Source organism: Kordia sp. (genome assembly GCF_965224175.1).
Classification (GTDB): Bacteria; Bacteroidota; Bacteroidia; order Flavobacteriales; family Flavobacteriaceae; genus Kordia.
On the sequence record NZ_OZ245041.1, the window covers coordinates 3,908,503 to 3,935,119 of the forward strand.

19 protein-coding genes and 1 pseudogene are annotated in these 26,617 nt (G+C 32.1%); all 20 read right to left on the reverse strand.

The window, feature by feature from the left end; genetic code table 11:
• Window positions 1-70: 70 nt before the first annotated feature.
• The 20 genes and pseudogenes from ACOQOS_RS16950 to ACOQOS_RS17045 all read right to left on the reverse strand — a co-directional run bounded on the left by ACOQOS_RS16950 (window position 71) and on the right by ACOQOS_RS17045 (window position 26,593).
• Window positions 71-2,152 (reverse strand): right-handed parallel beta-helix repeat-containing protein, encoded by a 2,082-nt coding sequence (locus tag ACOQOS_RS16950; protein ID WP_420571661.1) that lies wholly within the window; start codon window positions 2,150-2,152, stop codon window positions 71-73.
• 444 nt (window positions 2,153-2,596) lie between these two features.
• Window positions 2,597-3,709, reverse strand: coding sequence for a helix-turn-helix domain-containing protein (locus tag ACOQOS_RS16955; RefSeq protein ID WP_420571662.1), 1,113 nt, complete (start codon window positions 3,707-3,709; stop codon window positions 2,597-2,599).
• Between the two features lie 142 nt (window positions 3,710-3,851).
• Window positions 3,852-4,364: a hypothetical protein gene (locus tag ACOQOS_RS16960; protein ID WP_420571663.1), complete on the reverse strand. Its 513-nt coding sequence runs from the start codon at window positions 4,362-4,364 to the stop codon at window positions 3,852-3,854.
• Window positions 4,357-5,553 carry a hypothetical protein gene (locus ACOQOS_RS16965; RefSeq protein ID WP_420571664.1) on the reverse strand — a complete coding sequence of 399 codons (1,197 nt, stop codon included), beginning with the start codon at window positions 5,551-5,553 and terminating at the stop codon, window positions 4,357-4,359. The genes ACOQOS_RS16960 and ACOQOS_RS16965 overlap by 8 nt, the downstream gene beginning before the upstream one ends.
• Window positions 5,553-7,757, reverse strand: a complete 2,205-nt coding sequence (locus ACOQOS_RS16970) for a type II secretion system protein GspD (protein WP_420571665.1) — start codon at window positions 7,755-7,757, stop codon at window positions 5,553-5,555. The genes ACOQOS_RS16965 and ACOQOS_RS16970 overlap by 1 nt, the downstream gene beginning before the upstream one ends.
• Window positions 7,758-7,763: 6 nt before the next feature.
• The gene (locus ACOQOS_RS16975) at window positions 7,764-9,173 is read right to left on the reverse strand and encodes a GspE/PulE family protein (protein WP_420575158.1); all 1,410 of its coding nucleotides are present in this window, start codon (window positions 9,171-9,173) and stop codon (window positions 7,764-7,766) included.
• 2 nt (window positions 9,174-9,175) lie between these two features.
• A complete protein-coding gene (locus ACOQOS_RS16980; protein ID WP_420571666.1) occupies window positions 9,176-9,619 on the reverse strand; it encodes a hypothetical protein in 444 nt (147 codons plus the stop codon).
• Between the two features lie 35 nt (window positions 9,620-9,654).
• Window positions 9,655-10,077 (reverse strand): type IV pilin protein, encoded by a 423-nt coding sequence (locus ACOQOS_RS16985; protein ID WP_420571667.1) that lies wholly within the window; start codon window positions 10,075-10,077, stop codon window positions 9,655-9,657.
• Between the two features lie 234 nt (window positions 10,078-10,311).
• Complete coding sequence (locus tag ACOQOS_RS16990) at window positions 10,312-10,626, reverse strand: hypothetical protein (protein WP_420571668.1); 315 nt, start codon at window positions 10,624-10,626, stop codon at window positions 10,312-10,314.
• Window positions 10,623-11,111, reverse strand: a complete 489-nt coding sequence (locus tag ACOQOS_RS16995; RefSeq protein WP_420571669.1) for a hypothetical protein — start codon at window positions 11,109-11,111, stop codon at window positions 10,623-10,625. Before ACOQOS_RS16995 ends, ACOQOS_RS16990 begins: the two co-directional genes overlap by 4 nt.
• A 40-nt stretch (window positions 11,112-11,151) precedes the next feature.
• Complete coding sequence (locus ACOQOS_RS17000; protein WP_420571670.1) at window positions 11,152-11,640, reverse strand: hypothetical protein; 489 nt, start codon at window positions 11,638-11,640, stop codon at window positions 11,152-11,154.
• Window positions 11,621-11,929: a hypothetical protein gene (locus tag ACOQOS_RS17005; RefSeq protein WP_420571671.1), complete on the reverse strand. Its 309-nt coding sequence runs from the start codon at window positions 11,927-11,929 to the stop codon at window positions 11,621-11,623. The genes ACOQOS_RS17000 and ACOQOS_RS17005 overlap by 20 nt, the downstream gene beginning before the upstream one ends.
• 813 nt (window positions 11,930-12,742) lie before the next feature.
• Window positions 12,743-13,135 carry a hypothetical protein gene (locus tag ACOQOS_RS17010; protein ID WP_420571672.1) on the reverse strand — a complete coding sequence of 131 codons (393 nt, stop codon included), beginning with the start codon at window positions 13,133-13,135 and terminating at the stop codon, window positions 12,743-12,745.
• Between the two features lie 19 nt (window positions 13,136-13,154).
• On the reverse strand, window positions 13,155-13,715 hold the full coding sequence (locus tag ACOQOS_RS17015) for a hypothetical protein (protein WP_420571673.1): 561 nt from the start codon (window positions 13,713-13,715) through the stop codon (window positions 13,155-13,157).
• Between the two features lie 153 nt (window positions 13,716-13,868).
• Window positions 13,869-14,183 (reverse strand): annotated as a pseudogene (locus tag ACOQOS_RS17020) (RHS repeat-associated core domain-containing protein); the annotation flags it as partial.
• Window positions 14,184-14,761: 578 nt separating this feature from the next.
• Window positions 14,762-15,817, reverse strand: coding sequence for an RHS repeat domain-containing protein (locus ACOQOS_RS17025; RefSeq protein WP_420571674.1), 1,056 nt, complete (start codon window positions 15,815-15,817; stop codon window positions 14,762-14,764).
• Between the two features lie 268 nt (window positions 15,818-16,085).
• Window positions 16,086-16,499 (reverse strand): hypothetical protein, encoded by a 414-nt coding sequence (locus tag ACOQOS_RS17030; protein ID WP_420571675.1) that lies wholly within the window; start codon window positions 16,497-16,499, stop codon window positions 16,086-16,088.
• Between the two features lie 9 nt (window positions 16,500-16,508).
• The gene (locus ACOQOS_RS17035; RefSeq protein ID WP_420571676.1) at window positions 16,509-17,471 is read right to left on the reverse strand and encodes an RHS repeat domain-containing protein; all 963 of its coding nucleotides are present in this window, start codon (window positions 17,469-17,471) and stop codon (window positions 16,509-16,511) included.
• A gap of 570 nt (window positions 17,472-18,041) precedes the next feature.
• Window positions 18,042-18,575, reverse strand: coding sequence for a hypothetical protein (locus tag ACOQOS_RS17040; protein WP_420571677.1), 534 nt, complete (start codon window positions 18,573-18,575; stop codon window positions 18,042-18,044).
• Window positions 18,575-26,593, reverse strand: a complete 8,019-nt coding sequence (locus ACOQOS_RS17045) for a DUF6443 domain-containing protein (protein ID WP_420571678.1) — start codon at window positions 26,591-26,593, stop codon at window positions 18,575-18,577. The genes ACOQOS_RS17040 and ACOQOS_RS17045 overlap by 1 nt, the downstream gene beginning before the upstream one ends.
• Between the last annotated feature and the right edge of the window lie 24 nt (window positions 26,594-26,617).

A 26,617-nucleotide genomic window follows, 5' to 3' on the forward strand; every position in this document is an offset into this window, starting at 1 on the left:
AGTACTAAAATAAGTACTATGATTGCTCTATGATTCAATAATTATTTATGAGTATATAACTATTGGTTTATTATTTTGTGACTGTTAGCCATCTCAATATAATAACTCTTCCCATGCCCCAAGAAGCTTTTGCCGAAGGATCAGTAATAGCATCAGATACGTTTAAAACTGGATTGGTATCTAAAGTGATTAAATAGTCATCGCCTGACATAGTAAGTATATCAATGGTAGACCAATGAATATTTCCATCATCTAACATAATACCAATAACATCATTAGCTTGAACAGTTCCTCCATCATTATTTTCAATCAAAAAGGGATTAGAAACATTAGGATTACTATTTGCTTGCCAATTTGAAGCTATAGTAGTTTCAACTCTATTAATAACACTCCAACCCAATGCTGTATTATTCAAGTTAGAATTTCGAAACCATGTTCCTACAGGGAAATCTTTATTTTTAGGAAAATCTGTAGCAGCAAAATTTTCAACTATTTGTGTTGATACTGGGTGCTCTTGATAAATTGGTCCCCATCTATTCCCTGAATAATGATTAACGCCTATCTTATTTGAGCTAGGTCTTACTATAACTGTTTCATCATCTTCATCAGTATCGCCACTACCTGGATCTATATAGCTTTCTGTTCTAAAAATAATTCCATAATATTGCGTTGGAGATTCTCTTTCGGTGTAATCATCTTCAATAGCTAATGACACATCGGCAATTGAGTAACTATAAAAATTATTTCCTTCAATAATATTATTAAAACTATAACCAGATAGCACTAATCCACCATACGGAGAGCTATTATAAATAAAATTTCTTCTTAAAGCATTATTCTCGAAAATATTATTAGAAATTATTGAATTACGAGTTGTTGCTATTGCCATTCCAAAAGAATTATTTCTATCTGCAGTATTATTAGAAATGATAGCATTTCTAGATCGCTCAATAGCAAAACCTAAATCTCCTCCATTTCTTGCTATATTGTTTGTTAATTTAAGTCTAACAATATCTTTTAAACTATACAAATCAGCAGTACCGCCGTCAAAAAATCCATAGTCAGGACCTATTGCTATATTTCCATCAATCACTATATTTTGATGATAATTTACATAAGCACTTAAATCATGATTTCCAGCTCCATTTCCTGAAGTTATATAAATAGCACTTGGTGCGATTCCTCCGCCCCAACGCCAAGCCCAATAGTCTGCGTTATAATGGTCCTCTTGAGGATAAGTAACACCATTAACTACTCTTTCTGGTTTTCCGTTAACATTTCCTAATCCAGTAACTACGCCATCGTCTCCTCTAACGAATTGATTTTCTCCATTCAATTCATCAATTATGGAAGTAGATCGCCCTATTTTGATATCATTATTTAAAATCCATACATTCTCGCTAAATTGTCGATTTGTTGCATCTGTATTTCCTTGGATTCGAATAGGATTTTTAGTTAAAGTATTTTCAAATGTGTTATTCTCAATGCGTATTCCATTATTACGCCTATGAATGTCTATACCAAAATTACTTTCTCTAAATACACAATTTTTAATAGTAACATTTTGAATGTCTTGGAAATAAATTCCTGCACCAGAACCATGAACATTTACCATATTTTCAAATACACAATTTAAAACATCAATGTTCTTATTCGATCCATAGCTAACGATACCTCTAGTTCTTTTATTGGCATCAAATTTTATGCCTTCAAAAGATGTATTTTCTCTGTTAGAAAGTATAATCATTTGATTTCCAGTAAAAGCGTTGCTAGACTTTATTGTAGCTATTGAATGTGAAGCTCTAAACGTAATATTACTATATACAGTGATTCCAGAGTCTATTTCTACTGTTGTATTTCCTGGAAAAAGAATTACACCGCCACCATTTGTATCAGCATCAGAAATGGCTTGCGCAATAGCAGCAGTGTAATCATTACCTGTTACTAAAGCTTGATATTGCGGACATTGTAGATTAAAAATATCGTCAATAGGTTCGCAAATGATTTCTTCTACAGGTTCATTGACAAGTTCTGAATTGGTTGTTAAAAAATCTTGTAGTTGAGTTTCTTGTGCAGGTGTTAACTGTGCAAACATTATATTGACTGACATCAATAGCATTGTTAAAAAAATTGTTGATTTTAACTTTTTCATTTTTTAAGTTTTTAATGTTAATATTTAATTTGATTACGTGTTTGTTGTAAGCAACCATGAATTTGGTGCTTCATTTTTCTAATGAATACTATTGTGTGTATTTATTTCTACTTAAAAAGACATGTCAAAATTCTTCAATTTTTTACATAAAAAACATTATAAACTAACTTGTATTCTGTAGTTGCAGCAATCTATTTTAAAGATTTCTGATCTATTTTTTTTGTTGATGTTGAACCGCAAATTTGAAAAGTGGGGAATATTTTTTTTGAAAAAAAATCATTTCCAAACGGTTAACTTTTTTAAAGAATTATACTTCAAAGTACCAACAAAATTTATGGAAAATCAAAGGAGAATACCCTAATTTCCGATAAATAGGGCAGTGTAATTATTTGTTAGAAACTGTAAGTGCATGATTTGTGTTTTTGAAACAGGAAAAAAGGTTCCTTATGATCTATTGAGTTGCTTAATATAAGAAGAAGGAAGAACTCCTGTGTGTTGCCGGAAATGTTTGGTAAATGTGTCAGGAGTTTTATAACCTACTTCTTTGCTAATGGAAGCTATTGAATATTTTCGGAGTTTAGTGTCGTTTGATAAACGGTTAATAACATATTCAATTCGTAAATCATTCAAATATTGATTAAAGTTTTTTTGGTAATGAAGCTTTATGACTTTTGCTACATAGGTATTATTTGTTTTCAGTTTTTTGGCAATAGATATTATTGTACAATCAGATCGTAAATAATATTTCTGGGCTTCTAGTTTTTTTAGGCCTTCAAGAATTTTTTCAGCTTTTTCTTTTTTAACTTTAATTTTAGAAGTATTCGTTTTTTTATTAGAATTTACCTTTTGTGTTACTTCTTCTGTTCGTGTGTTTTTTCTCAATTCATACATTTTGGTAAAGCTTAGCCAATAAATTATAAAAGTAGTTACTATGAATGCTAGATAACGTAGATAATGCATTTTCGTAAAAATAACCGCAAGGAAGCACCATAATATTAACACTCCAAACAAAATGGAAAAGAAGTAAAAGATCCAAGTTATTTTTTTCTTCACTTCTTTTGAGGCATTTGATGATTTTTTTTGATATTGAATTAAGTTGAAAATGAGTTCAATTAAGTATACTATAGATATGATTAAAAATATGTTATGTGTAATTGTTAAATAGTCTTTAAGTAACTCAAAAGAAAAAAATGAAATATTTAAGAGTATAAAGAATTGATATAAAATTTTCCATCCAATTGATGCAACAAATGGACTTACAAGAATAAAATAATGAATTCTTTTTATGGGTTTTGCATGAATATAATGCTTGATGTAGAGGTAAAAAGTAGTAAGCGTTAATAAATGAAATGGAATTCCAAATTTATAATTCGTAGTCATTGAAATTACGCCTTCTGAGACTATCCAAGATTCATATAAAGACAAAGATAGATTGATGATGAATAAAGATAAAAGCATGCTCTCAAAGGTCACATCTTTGTTTTTTATTAACCAATAAAAACCAATAATAATTCCTTGTAAGATACCTAATAAAACTAGTGTATTATATACATTCATAAGTATTATTTAAATGTTTTACGAGGCTGTTTTTTTATTAGTTGAGTTTTTTTAGGAAACAAAATTCCTTTCAAATAAAACGTAAAAGTTTAAAACAAACAGAAGGTGAATGTATTTCCGTTACTTTTATGAACTCATTATTTTATCCAAAGTTTTGCAACATAATTCGAGCTTGTAAATATGAGGTGCCTTTGCGATAATTTCGCTTTTTTTCATAGGAGACATTAATCACTTCGCCATATTTAGTGCGTTGCTCTATTGTGTAGATGAGCTGTAAAATATTATTGAAGTGACCTTCTACGGTAAATGAATACGTATTGATCACAAGTGATTTTTCATTGTGCGTATGCGGTTCTAAAAAGTCTACTACTTTTAAATCATGTTGTTTTGAGAAAGTAGTAATCGTGTTTAATAAGTTGTTTTGTAAAGAAGTACCACCAATTTTATATACCTTGAGTATAGAATCATAGTATTGTTCCTTTTTTTTGAGTAAGGCAATCTGTTTTGGCGTATTCTCAAATATTTTTTGCTCTTTTGTCAATGTTGTATACGCTGATTTTACATCCAAAGTACTTGCTATTGCTAGTTTATAGCAAACAAAGAGTGCAATTATAAATCCTCCAACAAGCAATCTATTTTTTAAAGTATTATTCATTGGACATGTTTATTTTTAATGAGAAATCAGTGGTGTTTTTTGATTGTGAACCATAGTTGATCACGGTGACATTCAAAACCCAATCAAAATTCTCTAAGGTTTCAATCCAGTCGGAAAATAAATCGCTATCTGTTGATATTCCAGAAATTGACAATATGTTTTTAGTTAATGGAATTGGCGCTTTCTTCTTGATTCTTTTTGTTATAGGTTGATATTTTAATGCTGCTAATTGAATTGTATTTGGTAATGAATTTGCAATCGCATCTACGTAATATGAACTTCTAGAAGATGAATTTTTTAAGATATCATCGACCGTTTTTTGTTTTTCATCAACGGTAGTTTTTAGTTGGAGTAATTTTTCTTTTTGTGAACCGTTTACTGATGCAGTTTGTTTCATGGTTTCTACAGATGCGTAGTAAGAGTTGAACACAAAAAAGTTTGCCAATAAGAGAAATAAGATGAATCCTAAACCAAAGGCAAAGAATTGACTGAAAAATCGTTGTTGTTTATACGTCTGTATCAGTTTGTTTGCTTCTTCTTCAAAATTAGAAACTGTGTTTTTAGCCTGTAAAATATAAGATAAAGCTCCAGCAAAAGTGAGCAATTGTGTATTTTGGATAGCTAATCCGTTGATTTCATAAGTTTGTTTCGGTACATCGTCTAAAAGTGTAATCCCCGAAATGGTATCATCTTCTTTTGTGAGTAATGCATTCGACGTATAATAGCTAGGAACATCCATAAAATCATTGACAAAAGAAGTCATTGTATTTCCTAATGAAAAACCAACAATTGTAATATTGTGTTTGCTATACGTTTCAATCAAAGTGTCTATGATTGACTTTCTGCAAATTGCAATGTCATGTAAATTATTATTTGTGTCTATTTCATAGTAAAAGTCGTTGATTTTTAAATTTGGAAACGCCTCAAATAACAAACGATTATTTTCTTTTTCGGTACTTTGAATGTATTTACTTAGTACTTCATCATTATTGATGATAAGAAAAGCATGCTGTTTTTTAGGTAGTTTTTGAGCAATTTCTTCAACATTTTTGGCTGAAAAAGTATCGTCAATAACAACTTCACCCTTCTTTTTTTGCAATACAATAGCTTCAATAGTTTTGTGACTATTGTGCTCAATACCGCAATAGGTATTTCCAAATAACAGATATGTTTTTAACTTTTCAAACATTAATAAATGACTGTAGGTTTGATTAATACGGTTAATTTTGATTTTGAATCTTTGCGTTTTCGCTTACTGAAAAGCCACTTAATTACAGGTATTCTTGCAAGGAAAGGCACACCTTCTCCTTCGTCTCTTTTTTCTTTTGCTTCAATTCCTCCTAAGACAGCAATATCTTGATCGCGCATTCTTATAATAGATCTGAATTCTCTTGAGCTAATGTCTGGCGGAGCATCTTCACTGATTCTATTTCCAAACGTAGATTGAATCACAAAAATATCAAGCGTTACTTGTCCGTCACCAGATACAATAGGTTTGATAGAGATTCCCAATTCTGCATCAATAGGGTAGTAGTTGGTAATTTCTGAAGTCTGTGGATTGTCAGTTCCATAAATATTACGTTGTGTAACGGCATAATACGATGTTGTCCCATTAGACAAGGTTGCACGATGTCCATTAAGCGTTGAAATTTTTGGCGTAGAACGAATTTTTATATCGCCATCTTGTTCCATTGCTGAAATGTTTGCAAAGAATTCTGGCACTACTTTTCCTAAATTGAACGATCCAAAACCATCAAATCCTCCAATAACTCTGTTGATTGTATTTGCGCCAAGTGTTAAGTCTGTAGTTGGAAAAAGTCCTCCGCTAGTTTGTGTAGGTTGATTTCCAATTCCCCAACTAATTCCTGTTTCTACTACCGATAATTTACTTACATCAATAAGCATTACTTCAATTAGAATAACAGGTACAGGTTTGTCTATTTTTTCGATAAAATTTCGAAAACGTTTCACGCTTGAACTTGGTCCACTTACATAAAAGCTATTCAGTTCGTAATCGGCTTCAATCTGTAAATCGGTAATTAAATCAGAAGGTAAAATGTTTATGAGTGCTTCTGCCTGACTAGAATTGATGTTTCCAATTCCATTTCCTTGATTAGATTGTCCTGAATTGCTTAATGTTCTTCTTCCAGAATTTCCGCCGCCTGAAAATGAATCAAATTGATTTCCACTACCAAAACCTGAATTTTGACCAACATTGCTTGTTCGTGCTCGTGTAGCGTTTCCGCCACCATTGGAATCTGTTAATAACTGAATAGAACGATGCATTAACGGAATTACAGATATTTCTCGTAAGCTCAACTGATTTGCTGTACCAAAAATATACATGTTGCGATCTTTCTTGAAGGTGAAAAATGCTTGCGCTCCAGGAATTGATTGATTATTTTGATTTCCTTTTGAACTTGTGTTTGATCGCCCTGAATTTGTATTCGTAACCATAGGTTGTCCTTGGTTGCTTTCAAACATTTTAGTCAATAAATCATCAAAATAAATACGCTTTGACTTGAAACTTGCCGTTCCAGCTGTTGTTAGCGGTGTTGAGGTAAATACATCTATTTCGAGTGCATTTCCAATATCATGAATTACGGCGTCAATGGCTACATTGGTAAAATCGACTTCTACCATTTTTCGTTGCTTGTCTAATACTTTAAAATTAAAGTTAGATTTTCTTCTTCGTACTCTTGGCTGTGCTTGCGCTGTTGTATTTGATTGATCGCTTGCAACCGCTTGCACATCATCTTCAAAAACGTAGAAACCATTACTCGCTTTTTCCATGTAGAGTTTGTTAGCGAAAGCTAATTGTTCCATAGCGGCATCAAAAGAAGCATCTTTTACATAAAAAGTAATTAATCTATTTTCAATATCAGAAGAGAAGACTAAATTCTTTCCTGTTTTGTCCATGATTTTTTTAAATGCTGTATACAGCGTATCACCTTTTATGTCTAAACTTATGACATCATTCTTCATGCTGTAGGCAATCGGAATTGATTTTTCAACTGGTTTTTCAGCTGGTTTTATATATCTTTTTATGGCTAGAATATTTCCGGTAAATTCAATCGTAAGCTCATGTTCCTTACATAGAAACACTAGCAAATCAGCAACCGTTACGTTTGGAAAATTTGTAGCGATCGAGATTTGGTTTAAATCTGACGAAATATTAAAGTTAAGCTTATGAACATCCGCCACAGCGAGCAAAAAACTGCTTAATGAAACATTGTTCACGCTGATATCCGTTTTTACATTTTCAGTAAATCCAACATTATCAGTCGCCAAGACTTCAATTTGTTTTTTAATGGCTTCAATGCGAGGTTGCTCTTGAGCAAAAACCATCAAATGCATGAAGCAGCATAGTATGAGGAGCACTAGTTTTTTCATAATTTCTTAGTTTGATAATAATGCATACACTTCATCAATGGAGGTTGTTCCATCTTGAATGAGTGCTATCGCATTATCTTTTAATGAGTTTATATTCTTTTCTTTCAGATATGCCGAAATTTCAGTTTCGTTTTTTTTGATTTGATTGATGAGTTCCGTGTCAATCGGAATGATTTCATAAATAGCTTTTCTACCTAAATAACCCGTTTGATAACAAGCATTACAACCAACAGCTACATGATGCGTTTGCATATTTTTTGGAATGCTAAAGTCTTTGGGTAAAGTTGCTTTTTCAATGGATTCTTCTTTTTTACAATGATTGCAAAGTTTTCGCACCAAACGTTGTGCAACACTCATGTTGAGCGTACTTGCAATTAGAAATGGAGGAATGTCCATGTCTATTAATCGTGAAATTGTTGCCCAGGCAGAGTTTGTGTGAATTGTTGATAATACCAAATGTCCTGTCAATGCTGCACGAATTGCCATATTGGCTGTTTTTGCATCGCGAATTTCTCCTACCATAATTACATCAGGATCTTGACGTAAAAAGGTGCGAAGTGTACTTGAAAAATCTAGTCCAATATTTTCTTTAAGTTGCACTTGATTGATGCCTTCTAGCGTATATTCAATCGGATCTTCTATAGTTAGAATATTGGTTTCAGAATCGTTTAAAAGCTTTAATGTAGCGTATAATGTGGTTGTTTTTCCAGAACCTGTCGGACCAGAAATTAGGATAATTCCATTCGGTTTTTTGATGATTTCCTTATATGTGTATAGTTCATCATCTGAAAAACCTAATTCTGCCAGATTGATATGATTTGCATCTTTACTTAAGATTCTAAGTACAATTTTTTCTCCGTGTAATGTTGGGAGCGAAGATACACGAATGTCAAATTCACCTTGTATGTTATTTATTGTAATACGTCCGTCTTGTGGCAAACGTTTTTCAGAAATATCAAGTTGTGCTTTAATTTTTATTTTGTTGATAATAACTGGATATTCCGATGATGGAATTACATATTGTTCTTTTAGTTTTCCGTCTAAACGAAAGCGAATTCGGCATGAATTTTCGTAAGGTTCAAAGTGAATATCACTACTTCCAATATCTTTTGCCGCAATGATAATTTTTTCTAAGAAATCATCTGTATAGTGTAAAGCTTCTGTCTTGCTACTTGCTGTTTTTCTGAAGTTTGTTGCTAAGTATCTGTCAATAGTATCCGCTGTTTCTTCTACAAGTGCAATATCTTCATTGAAAACAATCGATAACTCTTTTTGTAAGGATGAATTTGTTGATTCTGCCAAGAAAGTAATGATTCCATTTTTATATTGTATTGGTACAATACGATAATGATATGCTTGTGAAGCACTGATTAATTGCTGAAGCGAAACGTGTATGTTATAATCTTGTACTTCCATCATTATATATTGTATAGATTAGGGATGAATCCTGTCCAGTGAAATAGATAAATGCTTATAAAGAATAGGCTCATGTATCCAGCCAGTGGAATTGAGTTTTCTTGCATACGATTTTTGAGTACAAAATGCAGTATCAGAGAAAATAATAATGAGAACACAAAAAATATGATGAAAGACGCAATTGGAAATGCAACACATAATCCTAGAAATAACAGTGCGTCACCCAATCCGAAAACATTTTTTAAGTCTGTTTTGAGTTTGAGTTTAGCATACGTTTGAAGCACTAAAAGTATCATGCTAATGACTCCAATATTGATGATGGAAGTTCTCCAAAAAAGTGCTAAAAAAGTCTGTGTATAGTATAAATAACCAGCAGTACAGGCTACTATTAGAAATAGGAACCAGTAGACACTTCGTTCTTTGATATCTTGAAAAAATATGCTCATAAGTGACAGAATTAGTATGATTTTTATAAGAATCATTAGTCTCTTGTGACTTCTTTAGGATTGCCTTTTTCGTCAATTTCCCAGACATTTCGAATGCCGTCACCGTCAAAATCTTCTACAGCTTCAGCACGTGCTTTGAATGTAGAGCCTTCTGCACTTATAATTTCATAAGTGTATCGTGCATTTCCTCCTTTTTGAACCGTTGATGGCGGTTCAAAATCGATTTCATTAAAATCATTGGAATAGCGAGAATACAAATAGCGATACTGCGTTTGCATAGAATGAATCGCTTTGAGTTGTGTTTGCGCTTCAATAGCTTTTGCCTTTGATATGTACGGCATTAAATTTGGAAGCGCTAGTAATAATAAGATACCTATAATAGCAAGTACTATTAGTATTTCTTGTAAGTTAAACGCATTCACTTTGTGTTTGCGTATTGAGTTTTTCTTGAGTTTCATCTACGTTCTTTTTCAGTGTCAATTAGTATGTATAAGCTAGGTTGGATAGGGAATAATTGACAAGTACAAGGTAAAGAACGTATGTTGCTTATTTGTGACGCTTATACATTTTTCTAACGGTTTGAAAATGTGAAGAATTGACTGAAAAGTTAGGTAAAGATTGGTACTGTGAAGCTATTGAAGGTAATTGAATGTATTGATATAATTTTGTTCTTTAGGAAAGTACTTCGGTTGCTAGACTCTTTTTGCTGTGATTGTTGCTATCTTATCTCCGTATGTTTTATGTAGAAATTCTCGACATTTTGTTTCTAATGTGTTCGGATTGGGAATAACTTTTCCAATATCTACACAGAAGCAAAATTCTTCAATTCCTCCAGCGAATGAAACACCATTGGAAATGCTAAAATCTATCATTTGATCAATAAAGACATCTTGATTTGTTGGGATTTCTTTCCATTGTATGGTAAAGCAGATTTCTCTCATGGTTGGGTTTTGTAGTTCAAATTTATTGATTTTTTCTTTCAATAAATGTTCTAAAGTATCAATCATTCTCTTGGTGCCTCTTGCAGTGCTGCTTTAGAATTGTGAGCTAGTAATATATTTTTATTACCGGTATATGATTTGACTAGTTTAAGTATTTTGTTACTATTAAATTTAACTAGATAATAGAATAAAGTAATCTTTATATAATCATTAGTGATTAATAAAAAATTGTCATAAGCCAAATCAATCATTTTGGACTTATCTTTTTCTAATTTATAAAGACATCGGGCAATAACTATTTTATCAAAAGCTTCATTAATCTTTTTTAGCTTTTCTTCTATAACACTAATGGATTTTGTAGAATTTAAGTAAGTCAGTGTTTCAATTAGTAATAAATCATATCTTGAGTTTAAATCTTCTATTAGCATATTTTCGATTAATAATTTTTCTTTCTCAGAAAGATTATCGATCAAATGATGATTACAAAAATCTCTTCTGCTTTGATAGTTATCAGAAGGAATTATTTTTTTGTAGATCTCTTTAATTTTCATATTAACTGATCTAGTTTTAAGAGTTGCTGTTTGTTGAATTTTAAGTATTAATTGATTCTATTATAGACTTAACTGAATTGGTAAGATTCCTATCTGCAATGGGTTTGATTCTTAGTAGTTTTAAAATACGAATCAAAATACTACTTTTTTTATATAAACTTGAGCCTTCTAGTTCTTTTGGGTAAAGAATGATAGCTCTTTTATTTGTATAATCTTCTATATCTGATTTTTGAATTAAATCTAGATTTAATTCAAATTTTTCTTTTAATATTAATAAACTTGGAGTTTCTAAATCATAAAAAATAGGAATGTAACTTTTATTGCCATTATGGTCAATAAATATCAACATGTCTAATTCATCATCCAGACTTAAAGTTCGGTACAAACCAATTATTTTTAAATCATCAATTTTTACATGAAAACTTTTGGTTTTAAAAAAGGCGTATTTGTTAATATTTGGATTGTTAATGTAATAGAATATTGCATTTTCAATATTTATACTTCCTTTTTTACTTTCCGATGTTCTCATTACCAATATTTTTAGCTAATTCCTCGATATTTACGATTAACTCTAAGAATTCAAGTTCATCTAATTCATTTTGCGACCAACTAATAAACTTCTGAAATTGTTCAGGTGCATATTTAGGAATAATTTGTAGAGTCTTATCTTTTTCAAAAGAAAACCAAATACATTCAATATTACAATTTGGGCAAATGCTATTATGATGATCTAAATTTTGTAACCCTTTAGATTCAAATTTACAGTTACCGCATAAATTTTTATATCGATTACTAATGGTGTACCATTTATTTTCCATTTGAGAAGAATTGATCTTATTGTAAAAATCATATTCCAAAATACAAAAGCTATACTAATAAATTAGCATAGCTTTTGTTTTAAGTCTTGAGGCTTACTCATACCTGCCACTAGCTATAAGCTAGCGGGAGCAAGGGAGTTATTGATTTTTAATTATTTACAATCTATAATTTTGTTATCAATTAGTTTACTACACTCCTTCAGTGCCTATAATTTACTCTTTCTATAATTTATTATTAGATAAATTAGATTTAAAATGAATAATAGAATATATCCTATTATTTCTGCTTTCCCATAACAGATATGGCAGTCGTATTCAGGCAAACAAGGTTCACACAATGGTTTGAAAATATACCTTATGAGGCATATAATTAATACATTTATTGTAATAAAGTATATGATTTTTTTGATTTTCACAGTATTATTTTTTAATTAATTTCCAAACAGTCTAATTAGAACAGGCTTCTTTACGTACCTATATACACCTTTATTTTGCTCATATTTTTTAAAGTCATTAGTATACATAACAGGACTAACTGTATACGATCCATCCCGTTTAACTTTATCTTTCCAAGCTTGGTAGTTTGAGTATCTATCTTTAAATTTATTATATTTTTTACATACTATTATTTTTATTCTTATTGCTTACTGTTACTCGGCACTAGTTGCAAACTAGCGCTAGCGTGGGGATTTAAGAAACATTCGAATTTTCTAACATATCAAATAACGAAGAAAAACAGCAATTAACATTTTAATTAACTACTGTTTTTCTGTTATTTATAATTAAAGCTATGCCCTAATTTACACCATTCCCTTATAATTTAGTTTCATTTATCATTAATGTATGTATTTCATTTTCCGAGGTAATTAAAGCTTTTATTACATATCCACTTAATCTGGTTGAATCAGAAATTTTATTATATAAGAAATTATTTTCAATTACCCAACAATCTTTGTCTGTGCCTACAGAATCACAGAGTTTAGGTAATATCTGCCAAACTAACGAGTCCACATCTCTACTTGATAATTTATAAATTGTTAGTCTCGTATAATCTTGAAAATTAATATCTGTAGATGTATAAATTTTTTTAACCCCTTCTGGGAAGGAAATATTTAAATGTTTTTCATAATTACCAATAAAATCTTTTTCAGAACAACTAGTTATTATTAAAAAGATTAAGACTAATAATTTTATTTTTGAACCCATAATTATTTTTTTTGTTTTATTAATTTGTAACTGCTGTCCCGATTTTTGCAGCTTCTCTATATGCTGCAGGCATTTGTTCAAAACCTGTTCGAACAGGATTAATATAATAAAGACCATTTTCAGATTTGACTTCTAAGACTCCACCAAATTTTTGTCTAACAGGCAATTGTCCAGTAACTGAAAATGGAGTTCCAGGCAATGCATTCCTTGCTACTGTTACTTGTAATTCTGCAAACCAAGGTCTGTTAGCAGCATTAGAATCATAAATATCATTAAAAGTGACTATTCCATTAAATTCTTTATTGCCTTCATTATCTAAAGATATTTTTCCTTCAAGAGTAGCTGTGAAATTACCTAGTGTACCATTTGCTCCTGCATAAGTAGTAATATCTCTAGATATGTTAGAACTTTCTTCACCTTGTTTTAAATCTCCAGTGTTAAGAAAATCAAGCACAGGTAATTCTATAGGCGCATATACTCCAGAAGGGTAAAATTCTTTAAAAGCACTAGGAATACCAGAAGCTCCATTATAGTAAGCTACAGAAGAGATTTTATCATTTTTGGGTGCGTTATCAGTCACTATACCATAGGGTGATACTGAAACCGTAATTTTTGGAGCAGTATTCCCTGAACCTATTCTATTGTTTAAACTTTTATCATCAGCATTTTCTAATCCCTCAATTTCATTTGCGTGTATAGGCTGATTTGATCCAAAAGAATAAACAGATTGCCATTCATAACTCTCACTTAGGGGATCAACTTGCCAAAAACGACCAATCGCAGGATCACTGATTCTGTATTTCCATTCATAAATATTTAATCCTAAATCTTCTGTAAATTCCTGACTTTGATAGGTTTTAAGGTTGTTTTGAGTTCCAACAACTCCGTTATTATACCCTTTATGTTTGAGTCCAAACGGATAGTAATGATTTCCTTCCTTGATTTCTGTTTCAGGACTAATGTTTCCATCCCCATTTATATCTTCATAGGAAAGTCTGATGTTTCCAAGATGATCTTTGTATTGATAGGTATAGTTGTACCCAACAATCTTTGTCGGTTTACTAGGATCAAATTGTGGTTCTACATAACCTTCTTCTGTGTTAAAGAACGTAAGCGTTACAGGTGATTACCCTGAACTTTTCTTGTAAATGTAGGAAATGAAAACATCACTTTCAAAAAGAAAAACAGTAATCTACTATTTCGCAGATTACTGTTTTATATACTATTATTTTTATTGCTTACTCTTGCTTGGCACTAGTTGCAAACTAGCGCTAGCGTGGAGGTTATTTTTAATTTACTTTTTCAATCCTAAAGAATGTTAATATTGTTAATATAAATACGAACAAGATTAATTTATCAAATATTTCAATACTGTAAAAAAGAACAGTGCTAAAAAAAATAAACATAAATAAATGATTGTCAACTTTAATAATTAATTTGTTAATTTCAAAAGAGCTTATTCTTTTCTTGAAGAAAGTATGGTACTTCAAAATTCTGTAAATTAAAGCAAATGTTATAAATATTATTAATAAGTAGTATTTCATCTTTATTTAAGTTTAAATTCTATTGTTTTATTAGAGTGATCAATATTTTCCCTGTAAAAGTTCCCTGCTAATACTCCGGCAGCTATTGTTTTACTTGTCTGAAGAAAAATTTTAAATATTTATTTTTTGGTTCATATCTAGAAAAATGCTGCGCGGCACCAATACCTCCTATAACATAACCAACCATTTTAGATACAGATTGAGATCCATTAAATGGATTATAATTAGAATTTTCATCTAAAGCATTAAGCAACTTGTTAGTAACGTAATTAGTTAAAGGAGATTTGTAATTTTCTTCTATGTAAAGTTTACCTTCAAGAAAGTTATGGTAATGACCTTTATCGCATTTTCCCCACGAGTAAATTCCATTTGTCATAATAGAACTAACAACTCTCGGATTTCCTTTACTAGATTCAATTATTACTTCAATTACACTTTCACGATAACGTCTATATCCATAATATGGTGGACTTGGTTTTACTATCCATGACATTCCTGTTAATGTAATTTTATGAATATTTTTTTCATCATCAACTAATTCATATCTATAGGTGATACCATCATGAGCAAAATTTCTTGTATCAGCTCTTATCCATTGAGCTTCTTCTGGATCTATCTCATTATCATTTCTATTATTACTATTATTATTATCGGAAGTCCAGCCATCTCTTATTATGTCGTAAGCCGCGATTGCGTCATCCCCTGTGAAAACCATGATGTTATTACCAGCACTGCCTTCGGCATCAGTCCCACTAGGATCCGCCCAATAAATAGGATTATTATCAAATGATTGATACGGAGAATAGTCAAAATGTGTCACTGGATCAATAACTACCCAACGTGCAATAGCAGCATCATACTGACGCATGTCCATTTCAAGCATGTTGTTACCTAACTCATTCGATTCTTCAATTCCGTTGTATCCATACTGATGATCTCTTCCAGTTATCTGGTTATTAAATCCACGCATTTTCAAGCCAAAGGGATAATAATGATTTTCTTCCTTGATTTCTGTTTTAGGACTGATGTTTCCATCTCCATTTATATCTTCATAGGAAAGTCGAATATTTCCAAGATGATCTTTGTACTGATAGGTATAATTGTATCCAACAATTTTTATCGGTTTGCTTTGGATCAAATTGTGGCTCTATATAACCTTCTTCGGTGTTAAAGAACGTAAGCACTACAGGTGATTGACTTGAACTTTTCTTGTAAATGTAGGAAATGAAAACGTCACTTTCAAAAAAGAAAAACAGTAATCTACTATTTCGCAAATTACTGTTTTTACATACTATTATTTTTATTGCTTACTCTTGTTCGGCACTAGTTGCAAACTAGCGCTAGCGTGAGGATAATCAGTACTGAGTTTTTGCTTTTTTCAAAAGCACCATTTTAACCCATTACCATCATTCTGTATTATTATTACTAAAAATGATATCAATTATTTGCCATTCACCATATTTCAATTCTAAATAAAAATCTACAGTTTTCTGAGTATCTTTTTTATTATTTAAAGTAAGTAAGACTTTATTGTCTTTATTGTCTATTTTGTGGTAATATTTCCTGCTTAATTTACTGTTATTTGACTCAACATAATATTCAGCATTAAAATAATCAGAAAAATTTGAAAAGAAATAACTTGGTTTTTCCCCTTTTATTACGGAATCCAAATAATAATTAGTGTTGGGCCTGTAATAATCAAACTTGCCATCAATTCTATCAATATGTGTCTTCATTATGTCTATTACTATTTCTTCTTTATCATGATGTTCGCTGCACGATATAAGTAAAAAAACTAAAAATATTATTATTATTCTCATTCTGCTAATTTAAAAATTATCTGTTTTCATAGAAGTCACATCTTTTACATCATCATACTTAAAGTATTTCATTATCCAATCATCATGAACTCCCATGGCATAATTATGAAACCAGCTATAATCTTTAAATTCCCATAAAGCTCTTTTATTAATATTATTTTCCTCTCTCCAAGAATTCATAATTCCAATTACATGGTTTTCTTCAGCATAATAGCCACTGGGATCATGCTTGCCAGGCAAGCTATGTTCATTATACAACCATCGATATGAATGAATGATTTCATGACCAAGAGCTTCTCCAAATTTCATTCGTCTAGAACGTAAATAATCATCTCTCCAAAAACTATTGGAATCTTCTTTCCAAGAATATCTTCCAGTCATTCTAGGATCATTTTTCCCTTTGAAATCTCTAAACCAATAATCAGCTATCCCTATATAAGCATCTTTTTTGCCATTTTTAGTGTAAAATCTCATCCCTCCTTTACTATCAATTTCTTCAATTTTTTTTGGATCAGTAATTACTTTTTTAATTTCTACATTCTTTTTATTATTAACAACTCCTTCCAAATATTTATTAATACTATTATCTTTATCAGCCTCATAATTGTAAACCGTTATTCCGGTAAAATTACCATCATCATCCTTGTCAAATGTTAAATCAAGACGTCCAGAACCAAATGTAGAAAGAAAAGCATTGATTAGTTTATAAGAATCTTGAATGCCTCCAGCAAATGTAACACTTCTTCCATCTGGATCAACAAAAAGTAATGGGTTATTTGTAACATAATTATAAGGAGACCAACGTAAATACTTTTGTGCTAGAGGGTCCAAATTCATCCAACGCCCAATTGAAGCATCATAATTTCTAGCTCCATAATCAGACCAATTCAGACTTAATTCATTCTGCTCTTCTTTACCATTGTATCCATACTGATGATCTCTTCCAGTTATTTGGTTATTAAATCCACGCATTTTTAATCCAAACGGATAATAATGATTTTCTTCTTTGATTTCTGTTTCAGGACTGATATTTCCATCACCATTTATATCTTCATAGGAAAGTCGAATATTTCCAAGATGATCTTTGTACTGATAGGTATGGTTATACCCAACAATTTTTGTCGGTTTGTTTTGATCAAATTATGGCTCTATATAACCTTCTTCTGTGTTAAAGAACGTAAGCACTACAGGTGATTAACTTGAACTTTTCTTGTAAATATAGTTTCCAGTATAATAGGTGTTTTGTACGCTAGATGTACTACTATCATTTACTATTTTTTCAAGTTTTAACGCGCTCGCATCGTAAATGTAGAAAATGAAAACGTCACTTTCAAAAAAGAAAAACAGTAATCTACTACTTCACAGATTACTGTTTTTATATACTATTATTTTTATTGCTTACTCTTACTCGGCACTAGTTGCAAACTAGCGCTGGCATGGGGATGAACTGGATGCTCATCCTTTTATAATATAAGACAGTTTTAGTGTATTATTTTGTAGTTACTTATAATTCAATAATAGTTGATGAATTAATCTTTAACATTATCCAAAAATAATAGACCCTTCATTTACTACTTGCTTTATATTACCATTTGTATCAATAAAGAATATAAAATATTCATACTCCATTAATTGTAGTTCATCACTACTATTTTGTAATTTCTTGTTACTTATTTTATTATAATAATATGATCGGTGAGCAATTACAATTTCGTTACTTATTCCAGAAAAACCAATAATATTATTAGATTCTTCACATGAAGACAAATTCTCTAATTCTTTGCTGAACTTAGATAAATATATTTCATCGGTATCACTTTCTATCTTTTGAATTTGCTCTTCATTATTCAATTTAAAGAATTCTTCTAAATATTTATTATCTAAATCAGAATATTTAGAAATGTCAAAAGAATAATATTTTGGATAGACTAAATAACAATTTTCTTTACTTTTTTCCTTTATGTAGCTTAGACAATTATTTATGATTAAAGATTCTTTTTCAGCTGATATTACTTTATGATGTTTGCAACTTGTTATTACAAGTAAAAAACTAAAAATTACAAATAGGTTTTTCATTAAAACATTTTTTTTGAATTGATAAATTTATAACTAGATACAATGGGTACAGTAATTGGATTTCCATCTTTTTCAAATACTATACTTGCAGGCTTTTTAGGATTCCAAGAAGAATATGATAACCGACGGGACAACCCCATTTGTTTTCTAAATTTATTTACCCTTCTCACTGTTGGTCCTCCATCATCTACAAAGGAACCTTGAGTATCTGGAAAACGACCATGTTGATCTTTTTCTATATTATCCAATTTACTATTATAAAAAGAAGCACCAAAAGGTGTGTGAATTGTTTCATGGAGAAAAACAAATCCTGTATTCATTAAATCCCCATTTAATCCTGCTCCTTTTAATGATTCCTGAAAGCTATATATTTGATTAGCATCTAAGTAAATATCTCCATTATAATGAGCCTGACTTCCTTTGTGTTTATTTTGGACTTCTTCTCCTTTTTCATTTTTAGAAACAGTTGTATTTCGACTATTATTTTTAACCTTTACTACGCTACTATCATCATTAATTAAATTAGAGATATAGCTGCTAGCTGCAGTACTACTATTACAATCTTCTTTACAATCTCCTGTTGTTAAAACTGTATTTCTATTTTTATCTTTTCTTGTTGAGATTGTCTCTCCAGAGATTTCAGACAAATTCATCATTAATTGAACTAATAGCCATTTATCCTCATCTGTACCTCCATTCATTAAATCAGTGACATCAACTGTTTCTCCATTAGGGTCTATAAAAAATATTGGGTTATTCAAGGTGTAATTATATGACGATTTATCATAGTATTTCTCAGCCAAAGGATCAATATTCATCCAACGTCCAATACTAGCATCATAGTTCCTAGCTCCATAATCAGACCAATTCAGACTTAATTCATTCTGCTCTTCCTTACCATTGTATCCATACTGATGATCTCTTCCAGTTATTTGGTTATTATATCCTTTATGTTTTAAACCAAAGGGATAATAATGATTCTCTTCCTTGATTTCTGTTTCAGGACAGATGTTTCCATCACCATTTATATCTTCATAGGAAAGTCTGATGTTTCCAAGATGATCTTTGTATTGATAGGTATAGTTGTACCCAACAATTTTTGTCGGTTTACTAGGATCGAATTGTGGCTCTATATAACCTTCTTCTGTGTTAAAGAACGTAAGCACTACAGGTGATTGACTTGAACTTTTCTTGTAAATGTAGTTTCCAGCATAATACGTGTTTTGTACGCTAGATGTACTACTATCATTGACAACTTTTTCAAGTTTTAACCCGCTCGCATCGTAAATGTAGGAAATAGTACTGCCATTATCAAATGTAATTTGTGTCGGCAAGTTTAAATAGTTGTAAGTGATCGCGTTAATGTTTTTGTTTTTATCGCTGATCATGTTCCCATTTACATCATACTTATAATCATTGTTTGCATCTGTGGCATCCGAACTTGAATGTACGTTTCCATCATTAAACCCATAACTCACCTCAGAATCATCCGTTACATTGAGTAATTGATTGCCAGTATACTGATACGAAAGATTGTCCATCGTGCCAAAGTCGGTAGCATTTTTGTCTCTATGACCTTTTCTAAGCAGATTAGTGATGTTTCCGTTACGATCATATTTTACTAAATCTAGATTATACTTTGCAGTATTGTCCGTGGCGCTGGTAATCCTATTAAGCGCATCATACTGATAGATATAGTTTTTCAGTGAACTGTCTTGCCCTTTGGTTTTCCAAAGTGTACTACTGATGTTTCCATTGAATAATTGTTTGGTTGGATCAGTAATATCATTATAAGTTATCGCAAAACTAAATAAGTCATTTTGTGGATCGTTGACATTGTTGATGCCTTTAAGCCATCCTCTGACAGTGTATGTAAAGTCTACTTCTTGTAATTCTTTTTCTAAATCAACAAGTACCAAGTCTTTAATTTGAGCGCCCACACTGTAGATGCTCACATCTCCCATAAGTGGACTTCCACTATCTGTAACATCCGAGATATAGAATATTTCACCATTTTTAAGATAATAGATTTTAGAGCCTCTACGTTCTATTTTGAAAGTATCTCCTGTAAAGTAGGTGGTTTTATCACCTTTGTTTACTCCATTTTCATATACTCTTACTGCTCCCCAGGAAGTGGTGTAAATAGCATAATCCATACTTGCATAACTACTGTTTCCTGCAGAAGCTGCAAGTCCTACAATAACAGGTTTGTTATCTTGTGGCATTTGATAGCTAATATATCCATCACCTGTAATACAGGTTGTTGTAGTCAGTGCTGCATCCCATGTGCTGTTGCCTGTTGTTTTGGTGATGATAGGACCACTAGCACTTGTGTTTACTAAATTTGTATAAGTACTAATACTTGGCAATGATCCACCAACTTGTTTTATTTCTAATTGACCAAGCGCGTCGTAATGATTTCTTGAAATAAGTTCTTTGTCACCACCATTGACTTGTTTGGTTTGGTATAAAAGACGCGAATTTTCATCATATACATATGCATCAATCGTAACAATAGGACTATTCCCATTTTTTAAATGCGTGGTTCTACTCTCTAAGACTTTTCCAGTAAAATCCAAACGTGAACTGACTGCATCTTGTGTAACTAAGTATTTGTTTTTTGAAGTTACATGAATAGGTTGTGCTTTATCATCGTAATACGATTCACTTGTTGTCCAATCATTAGTACCGATGGTACGTATTTTTCCTCCCGTTGGAAGCCCTTTTGTATTGTTAGTAAAAGATTGTCCATAGACAGCATATCCTACATGCACATTTTCTATTTCTGTTAAATTATCACACAAAAGACCACTTCCAACCAATGTACCCGTATAACTTGTATTGAGCGTATGAAAGATGGCTCCATTTTTCTTGAATAGGATTTGAGTACCATAGCGTTCTACTCTAAAGGTGTCTCCTTCTTCAGAATAGGTTAGCGTAATTGATTCCGTGCTTGTTCCATTGTACACATATACACGATTGTTGTTATATCCTGTGTAAATTCTATAGTTGATGGTATTATAATTTGTTGCCGAAGCAGTTGCCTGATGTGAGAGTCCTACCATCATTCGTTTGCCCTGATTTCCAACAGTATATTCAATATATCCATCACCTTCAATAGTCGAGTCTGTGATAAAACCAGCATTTGTCCATGATGTTGGACTGTCCTTTCTCCAAGCTGTATTATTTTGAATAGCTGTTAAGTTTGTTTCATTGAGATTATAGTTAGCTTCTAATGAATTTTCTGTATCCCAGTTGTAATCATCATAATAATTAACCGTAAGTACAATCACTGAAGCATCATTTGGATAATTCGCATTGGTATAGAATACAGATGTATTTCCAATCGCAGTTGCTGTGGCTGTTCTTTGTTCATGTGTATTGCTTGTATCCATTTGAGTCTGTAAAGCAACACGATCTGCTGTATTGATCACAAGTCCTGTGTAAGTTACTCTTCCTAAGACATCGTATTTGGTAAATAACCATTTGTTTTCTGCTCGTAGGTTAGGATCTTGTGTCAGTACTGGACGATCTAGTTTATCATAGACAATGTATTCTACTTCTTTTGCTGGAAGCTTCTTTTCGATGAGTCTATTTCTATGATCATATTTGTACTGATAACACAGTTTGTCAAGCTCATCAGCATCGATTCCATCAGATGCATCTACTAATGGAGGCAATACATAGCTTAGATTTCCATAATCATCATAGATGTAATAGGTATCATGACGTTCTGCTTTGTTAAAAGTTCTTTTTAAGATGACACGACCTAATTTGTCTTTGAATTCTTCAACAGTATGGTCATTTTCATAAGTCTGATTTGGTTGCCAGTTTTCATCTTTTACAATCGATTTATATAGTTCACCAGCTAAATAGTATCCATTTTCAGTAAGCGAAACATCAGTAAATCCATTTGCGCCATAACTTACGTTAAAACGTTTTACATTATCAAAACTCATGTCTGTAAATACGCCATTGTGACTATTAGTTTGATAATCCATTTTAATTGTATGATCAGTATCTGAAGAAGCGTCTAGTTGCCACGCACTTCCTGGCGCACCTTGTTCTAATACTCTGGCAAGAGGTGAGTCTTCCAATGACTTTTCACTGTATGGATTGGTCGTATTTTCATATTTAGTAGTATCGTAGAAAGCAGCTTGATGTACAAATGCGTTTGTATGAATACTTCCATCTAGTGAAGCAGTCGCATAGGGTAAAAACTCTTTGATTTGTCTGCCTAAATCATCATATTCAAAAGGAGTTACAATGTCTTCTCCATTTCCTCCTTGTGCAATTCCAATGGCTTGTTTGGCTCTTCCTAGTCCATCAGCATAGTTGATTGTTTCTATCTTATCCCAACTTTCTATGGTGAATAGATCGTGGTTTTCTTTTTGATAGATGGTAGATTTTACATAATTATCCAAAGTCGTATCACCATTGTTATAAAAATACTGATTTGCACTCAGTACGTTTTTATCTGCATCTTTTACATTTTTAAGTCTATGCAAAGCATCATAAGCAAAATAACTTGTATAACCTCTTGGATCGGTAGTTCTGGTCGTTCCAATCATAGGATCATAAGTAAGTGTAGTCACCATTGACGCTGGAAACTTCACTCTTAAGTCTTCCAAAGCAGTTTGCAATGCTTCTTCTGTTAATAGATCAACATCTGCATTAGAAGCAGTATAAGCAGCAGCAATAGCAGTAGTCTGCTCACTGTTCATGTGGGCATAGGAAGCATTTTCTAGTTTTGCAATCGGATACATACTGTTGTATCCCCATAGGTAACTAATACGTGTACCATCTGTTTGAGAGAGTTCGATAGCTTGTCCAAGATTCGTATATCCGTGAAACTTTACTCTTGATTGTTTTACCGTGTTCGCTTTGGCACTTTTAATCTCTGCAAGCTTTACAACATTAGGATAGAATTCTTTAAAGATACGCTGCGTATCGTAGATTAAAACACCATTTTTATATTGTTTGCTTTGAACAGGTTGTGAAATTTGATTCAGCGCAACCATTTTGTTGATATCCGCTTGCTCGCTGCTTGAATATTCTGAAGCATCATAGTCGTATGGATAACGAACTTCTTCTTTATAAATGGTTGTGTTACCACCTTCTGCAAACTCTGTAGTTGTTTCTTTGACTCTGTTTTTAATATTATAGAGTGTTTTGGTTGTGGTTACCGTCTGTGAAACCGCATCATTTTCATCATAGAAATAGTCAGTTTTGATCACTTCACTTGGGAGTTTGATTCCTCGAATATGGTCATAGGAAGTCAATGCCATATCTGGATTTGATCCATAACAAGTGCCGACATCTGGTTCACTTACATCATCTCCACAAAGACTAAGGCTGTATTCTTGAGCTACATAGTTTGTTTCAAAATGAAGGTAGGTTTCATAAAACTGATCCCATGGACAATCCCAATCTTGTGCTTCATAGGGAAGTATAGAAGTATGTGCTACCGTTGAAATATCGATATAATCATATTCTTGTTTTACTAGGATGTTTTGATCTTTATCAAACACTTCCATTTTCTCAAGCATTCCACGCTTGTAATCATTGTTTTCAAGTGGTGTAAATGGATAGGTGGTATTGTCTGTTGTCAGAATTTGAATATCTCTTGGAGAAATAAAGGTGTATAACTGACCTCCAGCATCTTGTTGACTTACATATACTTTTTTATAGGCAACATAATTCCCTTTACTAATAGGTGTTAATACTTGGTTAATGTCTCGTCTAACAAGATAATTAGCCAGTACCGTAGTTCTTAAATTTGTCTGAGCTGCAGCAGCTGAATTTGTTGCTCCTTGGCAAGCATAGCCCACTAAAAAAGGATGCATTTTACCTTTGGTATGTGTAATAGCACTAAAATCAACTTCGAATGAACCGCTGGAAGTATCTGCGCCTACAGGTCTTGGAACAGTAGGGTCTATAAAAACGTCATCTTGATAGGTAAAAGATGTTTTTGTTTGTGTGATTCCATCATCAGTAAATAATATGTCTTTAATTCGGATTCCGCCTCCATGTTTGATTCTTGTCTTTAAGTCAAAAGTTGAATATTGAATGGTGGTTGTGATGGAAACATTATTAGATTCGCTTGACAGATATGGTTGTACTGTTTTCATTTGAATAATATACCATCCGCTAGCGATTGATGTTTCAATAGTAGACTGATTGTTAATATCAAAATAACGTGTGTAGCCACTACTAACAGGCTGAAAATTTGCAATATTGTATGGACTATAGTCCAATCGATTGTTGCTTCCTACCGAAGGAGGATTTGTGTTTCCTGAAACAGGCGTTACCCTTGAAAATATAATTTTATGATTGTTTAGAATCGTTCCACTACCTGTTCCATTAATTACCGTATTGATATTGATACGTTGTCCTGAGTCAATATAGATTAATACTTTTTCAGGAGATTCAGTCACAGTACCAGATCCTGTCAAAGAAGCCTCTCGTACTTGTCCTTTGATATTTTCAGAAATCGTTCGTGGGTTAATAGGTTGTGCTCCTTGATAGCTATACGTATTACTCTCAAATACAAACTCTTTTTTTCCACCTGTTGGATAGGTAATTGAGGTTAATGCTCCAGTTGTAATCTTAGTAGGATTCACTCTTCTTTTAGAAGAAATAAATGCATTGGTGTCGATACCATCATTGAAATATCCAAAGCTATCTTTTAAATCACTACCAAAACCAACAAGATCCTCTTTATGGTCATAATCTAAGGTGTATTCTAGTTTTTTAAGACCAAAAACTTCCTCGATTTTAGTTAAAAACAAGCGACTGTGTGTAGTAGTTTCATAAGAGAAGTTAATGCGTTTGTACTCTGTTCCATTTGGCTCAGTAACAATGATACTTTGAAGCTTTGTTCCTGTAATAGAATTGCCTGTGGTTTGTGTAGAAAGATTATATTCAGGATGTCCGCCATTATTTAATACATATTGAACTTTGCTGCCATCATAGAACGTAACCTGATCTACATATTTTTGTGTGCTTTGAATGTTTTGTGAAGAACTTGCTACACGTGGTAATAACATTCCTTTGTTGATGTTTTGCACCTGTGGATCCCCAAAATTGATATCTTGATTGATCAGTGAATTGTAAACACTAGATGTTGGCGTTGAGTAGTTTTCTTCTACATCTTGGTAACTAAAACTACAAAGGATGATGCCGCTTGGTTGCTTTACTTCTTTTAAATACCACGCGTTTGGTACATTTTGACTACTTGAAAAGTCTGTAGAAGTATTGGACGAATTTCCAAATTGACTTGTAGTGGTAGTACTAGAAGTGATCAAATTGGAATTCGATTCTTCAAAAATATAAATATATCCACTGCTGTCAATGATTTCAAAACTTGTTACCTCGAAACTTGCATTGTAGGTTAGTGATATTTTATCATTGGTTTCTGCACCAATAATAACAGGAATTAACTGATTGTTTACTTTCTTAATAATGAATCGACCACTTTTTCCAAAAAAACTATATTGATACATATCGTGATCTGAATCGTATTTTGTTTTTCCATTATCGGTATTCCATAAAAACTCTGCTCTTTGTGCAGGAGAGAACGAGTTAAAGTTTTCATAGCCATTGTGAAAAATACCAATGCCTGAATCTGCTAAATTTAGTTCATCAGGAATATCACGAATGGTTCTAGAGATTACACCACCTGTAGACATGGAAAAACCAGTTCCGAGCCATCCAGAGCGTTCATCCACACGAATCCCTTGTGTGTTGTACTGTAAACTAATAGGATAATTCATCCCATCTAACATAGGAACACTTCCTAAAGGAATCGAAATATTAGGTTGCCCTGTATAATGATCTACAGGGACTTCTTCAAACCTCATAAGGGCAGCAACTGTTGGTGCTGGAGGAATAATGGTCGGAAGCGCAATGTCTTCTTGACCGTTAGGAGAACTACCTCCGCCTATACCTATACTAGGTTGTGCATGCACAAAGCCAAAGCTTGCTAGCATGCAGATACATGCAATAAAATGTTTCATAAATTTGTTTTTGTGTAAATGTTT